Source organism: Pseudomonas sp. PS01297 (assembly GCF_029959305.1).
In the GTDB taxonomy this organism is placed as follows: domain Bacteria; phylum Pseudomonadota; class Gammaproteobacteria; order Pseudomonadales; family Pseudomonadaceae; genus Aquipseudomonas; species Aquipseudomonas helleri.
Genome location: NZ_JASCPQ010000171.1, coordinates 1 through 5,356, shown reverse-complemented (window position 1 = coordinate 5,356; position 5,356 = coordinate 1). Strand labels below are relative to the sequence as shown.

Here is a 5,356-nt window from a genome sequence, read left to right as displayed (position 1 = left end):
GCCGCAGGCTGCGATCTTTTGATCTTTAAAAGATCGCAGCCTGCGGCAGCTCCTACGAGGGTTAATAGGCACACAATAAAAAACCGACCAAAAGGTCGGTTTTTTTAGGCGTTAGAAAAACTTATGCACGTTTTCTGTTCAAAAGTCATACCGAGAAATAAGCATGTAAATCATCAAGTTACGACTATATTTCAAAAGAAATCCAAAACTTGTGCACACGTTATCCACAATTCGCTCAGTTCACCGCTGTTTCGGTTTGCACCGCCACAGGTGGCAAGGAGCCCATGGCCCGCTGAGCGTCTTCATTCCATGTTTGTACCCGCTCATTGAGCTCGGCAATCGCCCGTGGGCCGCTGCCGTTAGCGTACATCGGCTCACCAATGACCACTTCAATGGTGCCAGGGCGCTTGGCCCAACCGGTTTTAGGCCAGAATTTACCCGCGTTGTGGGCAATCGGCAGAACCGGCAACTCGGCGTTCACCGCCAGCGCGGTACCGCCCCGGGAAAACTTGCCAACCTGACCGTAAGGCACACGCGTGCCCTCAGGGAAAATCAGCACCCAGATCTTGTCCTTGAGCAGCTCATCACCTTTTTTAGCGATGTCTTTAAGCGCCGCTTTCGGGTTGTCCCGGTCAATCGCAATCGGGCGCAGCATCGCCATCGCCCAGCCAAAAAACGGCACGTACAGCAGTTCGCGCTTGAGCACCTGGCTCAACGGCTGAAAGTAGGCCGAGAGAAAAAACGTCTCCCAGGTACTTTGGTGGTTGGCCAGAATCACGCACGGGCGCTCAGGGATGTGTTCAGCTCCGGTGACCTTGACGTTGATGCCCAAAAACACCCGCGTCAGCCACAACGCGCAGCGGCACCAATACACGTTGATAAAGCGATAACGCGCTGGAAACGACAAAAAAGGAGCGACAAAAAAACTCAGTGAACACCACAGCAGAGAGCTGGTGCCCAGCAGCAGGTAAAAGAAGAAAGTTCTGATGGCCTGCAGTATCGACATAGCGACTTTTACCGTTGCGGATAAGGCATGACTGAACAGGCCTGTGCACAGAATGCCGGCGCGTGTTCAAACCTGCCCTATTTGTGGATAAGTTCTGCGGCAACTGCCGCCAGATCGTCAAATATTAGGGTATTAACCGGAAACACTTTGGTCAAAGTTTGTAGGCCTTTTCCGGTTTTTACCAAAACAGGCTGTGAATCGACGGCCTCAGCAGCCTGTAAGTCACCCAAACTGTCACCCACAAACCAGCATTCGGTCAGATCTGCACCGTAATGCTTGGCGATTGTGTGCAACATGCCCGGCTTTGGCTTGCGGCATGCGCAGCCTTCATCGGGCCCGTGAGGGCAATACACCACCAGCCCAAGCTCGCCACCCTGCTCGGCCACCAACGCGCGAAGGCGTGCGTGCATGGCGTCCAGTGTGGCGAGGTCGTAATAGCCGCGGGCAATGCCGGACTGGTTGGTTGCCACGGCAACCGTCCAGCCCGCTTTGCTCAACTGCGCAATCGCCTCAATCGCGCCGGGGAGCGGGATCCACTCCTCGACAGACTTGATGTAAGCGTCGGAGTCATAGTTGATGACACCGTCCCGATCGAGAATCAGCAGTTTCAACACCAGCCCCTCAGCTCAGCAACGAAATATCAGCGACGCCCAGGAACAGGCTGCGCAGACGGGCCAGCAAGGCGTAGCGGTTAGCCCGCACGCTGGCGTCATCGGCGTTGATCATCACCGCTTCAAAGAACGCGTCCACCGGCTCGCGCAGCGAGGCCAGACGGGTCAGCGCTTCGTTGTACTGACGAGCAGCGGCCATCGGTTGTACCGCTTCGTCCGCCTTTTGAATGGCCGAGTACAGCGAGAACTCGCTGGCGTTGTCGAAGAACTTGGCTTCGACATTCGTCGAAATCTTGCCTTCCACTTTGCTCAACAGGTTCGATACACGCTTGTTCACAGCGGCCAGGGCTTCGGCTTCCGGCAACTGGCGGAAGGCCTGAACGGCTTGCACACGCTGATCGAAGTCCAGCGCCGAACGCGGCTGCAACGCACGCACCGACAGGTACGTCGCCACGTCCACGCCTTCGTCTTCGTAACGCGCACGCAGGCGGTCGAAGATGAACTCCAGCACCTGGTCAGCCAGACCGGCCGACTTGACCTTGGCACCGAACGCCGACACGGCGAAGTTCACCGCTTCGGTCAGGTCGAGGTCGAGCTTTTTGTCGATCAGAATCCGCAAGATGCCCAGCGCTGCGCGACGCAGTGCGTACGGGTCTTTGCTACCGGTCGGGAGCATGCCGATGCCGAAAATACCCACCAGGGTATCGAGCTTGTCAGCGATGGCCACCGCTGCACCGGTCAGGGTTTCTGGCAGTTCAGCGCCCGCACCGCGCGGCATGTACTGCTCGTTCAGCGCCAGGGCGACATCTTCTGGCTCGCCATCATTGAGGGCGTAGTAGTAACCGGCGATGCCTTGCATTTCCGGGAACTCGCCGACCATTTCGGTGGCCAGGTCGCACTTGGACAGCAAGCCTGCACGGGCTGCGCGCTGAGCGTCGCCGCCAATGCGCGGGGCGATGAACGCGGCCAGCTTGGACACGCGCTCGGCCTTGTCGTAAACGCTGCCCAGTTGCGCCTGGAACACCACGTTTTGCAGGCGCTGATTGAAGCTCTCCAGTGGCTGTTTTTTGTCTTGCTTGAAGAAGAACTCGGCATCGGTCAGACGTGGGCGAACCACCTTCTCGTTACCCGAGATGATCTGCTTCGCATCTTTGCTCTCGACGTTGGCCACGGTGATGAAGCGCGGCAGCAGCTTGCCATCGACGTCCAGCAGGCAGAAATACTTCTGGTTGTCCTGCATGGTGGTGATCAGGGCTTCTTGCGGCACGTCCAGGAAGCGCTCTTCGAACGAGCACACCAGCGGTACCGGCCATTCCACCAGCGCAGTTACTTCATCGAGCAGGCTTGGCGGCACGATCGCGGTGCCTTCCTGCATCGTGGCCAGTTCAGCCACACGCTTGGAGATCAGCTCGCGACGCTCATTGAAGTCTGCCAGCACGTAGGCCTTGCGCAGGTCTTCGAGGTAGTTGGCTGGTGAGGTGATGCGCACGTTTTCCGGGTGGTGGAAACGGTGGCCACGGGAATCACGGCCCGCCTTTTGCGCGAGGATGGTGCAGTCGATGACTTCATCGCCCAGCAGCATCACCAACCATTGGGTTGGACGCACGAATTCTTCTTTGCGTGCACCCCAGCGCATGCGCTTGGGGATCGGCAAATCGTTCAGCGAGTCTTCAACGATGGTCGGCAACAGGCTGGCGGTCGGCTTGCCGATGATCACCTGGCTGAAACGCAGTTTTGGACCGCTCTGATCGATTTCGCTCAGCTCAACGCCGCATTTTTTGGCAAAACCCAAGGCTGCCTGGGTCGGGTTGCCTTCAGCGTCGAACGCGGCCTGGCGAGGCGGGCCGTCGATGTTGATGCTGCGATCAGGCTGTTGCGTGTCGAGTTGGGTCAGCAGCACGGCCAGACGGCGCGGCGCGGCATAGACTTTTTTCGCCTTGAAGTTCAGGCCGGCGCTTTGCAGGCCTTTTTCGATACCGGCCAAAAACGCGTCGGCCAAGGTACTGAGGGCTTTTGGCGGCAGTTCTTCAGTGCCCAGTTCAACCAGAAAATCTTGAGCACTCATTGTGCAGCCTCCAACTTAGCCAACACTTCATCACGCAAATCGGGCGGAGCCATCGGGAAGCCCAGCTTGGCGCGCGCTTCGAGATACGCCTGAGCCACCGAACGCGCCAGGGTACGCACCCGCAGAATGTACTGCTGACGTGCGGTCACCGAAATGGCCCGGCGCGCGTCCAGCAGGTTGAAGGTGTGGGATGCCTTGAGCACCATTTCGTAGCTTGGCAGCGGCAGCGGCTGGTCGAGTTCGATCAGGCGCTTGGCTTCGCTTTCATAGAAGTCGAACAGCTCAAACAGCTTATCGACGTTGGCGTGTTCGAAGTTGTAAGTCGACTGCTCGACTTCGTTCTGATGGAACACGTCGCCGTAGGTCACTTTGCCGAACGGGCCGTCAGTCCAGACTAGGTCGTAGACAGAATCGACGCCTTGCAGGTACATCGCCAGGCGCTCAAGGCCGTAGGTGATTTCGCCGGTCACCGGGTAGCACTCAATGCCGCCTACTTGCTGGAAGTAAGTGAATTGGGTGACTTCCATACCGTTGAGCCAGATCTCCCAGCCCAGACCCCAGGCGCCCAGGGTCGGCGATTCCCAGTTGTCTTCGACAAAACGGATATCGTGAACCAGCGGGTCCAGGCCGATGTGCTTCAGCGAGCCCAAGTACATCTCCTGGAAGTTAGGCGGGTTTGGCTTCAATACCACCTGGAACTGGTAGTAGTGCTGCAGACGGTTAGGGTTTTCGCCGTAGCGGCCGTCAGTCGGGCGACGACTGGGCTGCACATAAGCGGCGTTCCAGGTTTCTGGGCCCAGAGAGCGCAAAAACGTGGCGGTATGGAAAGTGCCGGCGCCCACTTCCATATCGTAGGGCTGAAGCACCACACAACCTTGCTCGGCCCAGTATTGCTGGAGGGCGAGGATCAAGTCTTGGAAGGTACGCACTGCTGGCGTAGGCTGGCTCACAAATTCACCTGTTTCTTGGGCTGCGATTTAAAGAGCGGGAGTATACCCGATTCGGTCGCGCCTCCACCTCTTGGAGCCTCTATGCCACGTTGTTTCTGGTGCCCTGACGACCCGTTATATGCGGCCTATCACGATCAAGAGTGGGGCGTGCCGTTGCGCGATGCGCATGCGCTCTTCGAGTTGTTATTGCTCGAAGGGTTCCAGGCGGGTTTATCGTGGATCACGGTTTTGCGCAAACGCGAGCATTATCGCAAGGTCATGTTTGGCTTTGATGTGCAGCGCCTGGCGGTCATGACAGACGCCGAGATAGAGGCCTTGCTGCTCGATCCGGGCATCGTGCGCAACCGCTTGAAAGTCACCGGCGCGCGGCGTAACGCCCAGGCCTGGCTGGCGCTCAAAGACCCGGTTGAGTTTTTGTGGTCGTTCGTTGGCGGCAAGCCCAAGATCAACCACTTCACCGAACGGCATGAATTCCCGGCCGTTACGCCTGAGGCCGAAGCCATGAGCAAAGGTTTGAAAAAAGCCGGTTTTACCTTCGTCGGCCCGACCATTTGCTACGCCTTCATGCAGGCCAGCGGCATGGTCATGGACCACGCCACCACCTGCGACCGCTACGCTGAGCTGTCCAACGCCGGTTAGAATGCCTTTTTTATACACCGGCCCTGTGGGAGCGGGCTTGCTCGCGATGGCCTCTTAGCGGTGATCCAGATGCACCTCGTTGCCT

The 5,356-nt window shown here is 58.0% G+C and carries 5 protein-coding genes; 1 reads left to right on the top strand and 4 read right to left on the bottom strand.

Features of this window, described 5'->3' with window-relative positions; translation table 11 throughout:
- Positions 1-235 precede the first annotated feature (235 nt).
- The 4 genes from QMX84_RS25725 to glyQ form a co-directional block, all read right to left on the bottom strand.
- Entirely contained in the window at positions 236-1,006 is a 771-nt protein-coding gene (locus QMX84_RS25725; RefSeq protein ID WP_282365095.1) for a lysophospholipid acyltransferase family protein, read from the bottom strand.
- Between the two features lie 77 nt (positions 1,007-1,083).
- Positions 1,084-1,623, bottom strand: a complete 540-nt coding sequence (gmhB, locus tag QMX84_RS25720; RefSeq protein ID WP_178113908.1) for a D-glycero-beta-D-manno-heptose 1,7-bisphosphate 7-phosphatase — start codon at positions 1,621-1,623, stop codon at positions 1,084-1,086.
- A gap of 4 nt (positions 1,624-1,627) precedes the next feature.
- Complete coding sequence (gene glyS, locus QMX84_RS25715) at positions 1,628-3,682, bottom strand: glycine--tRNA ligase subunit beta (protein ID WP_262124089.1); 2,055 nt, start codon at positions 3,680-3,682, stop codon at positions 1,628-1,630.
- Positions 3,679-4,632, bottom strand: coding sequence for a glycine--tRNA ligase subunit alpha (gene glyQ / locus QMX84_RS25710; RefSeq protein ID WP_282365094.1), 954 nt, complete (start codon positions 4,630-4,632; stop codon positions 3,679-3,681). Before glyQ ends, glyS begins: the two co-directional genes overlap by 4 nt.
- An 81-nt stretch (positions 4,633-4,713) precedes the next feature.
- On the opposite strand from glyQ, the gene tag reads away from it, so the two are divergent.
- Positions 4,714-5,271 (top strand): DNA-3-methyladenine glycosylase I, encoded by a 558-nt coding sequence (tag, locus tag QMX84_RS25705; protein ID WP_153390810.1) that lies wholly within the window; start codon positions 4,714-4,716, stop codon positions 5,269-5,271.
- Positions 5,272-5,356: the final 85 nt, after the last annotated feature.

Coding starts and splice junctions, on each gene's coding strand:
- QMX84_RS25725 (WP_282365095.1), bottom strand. CDS start 1,006: ATGTCGATACTGCAGGCCATCAGAACTTTCTTCTTTTACCTGCTGCTG.
- glyS (WP_262124089.1), bottom strand. CDS start 3,682: ATGAGTGCTCAAGATTTTCTGGTTGAACTGGGCACTGAAGAACTGCCG.
- tag (WP_153390810.1), top strand. CDS start 4,714: ATGCCACGTTGTTTCTGGTGCCCTGACGACCCGTTATATGCGGCCTAT.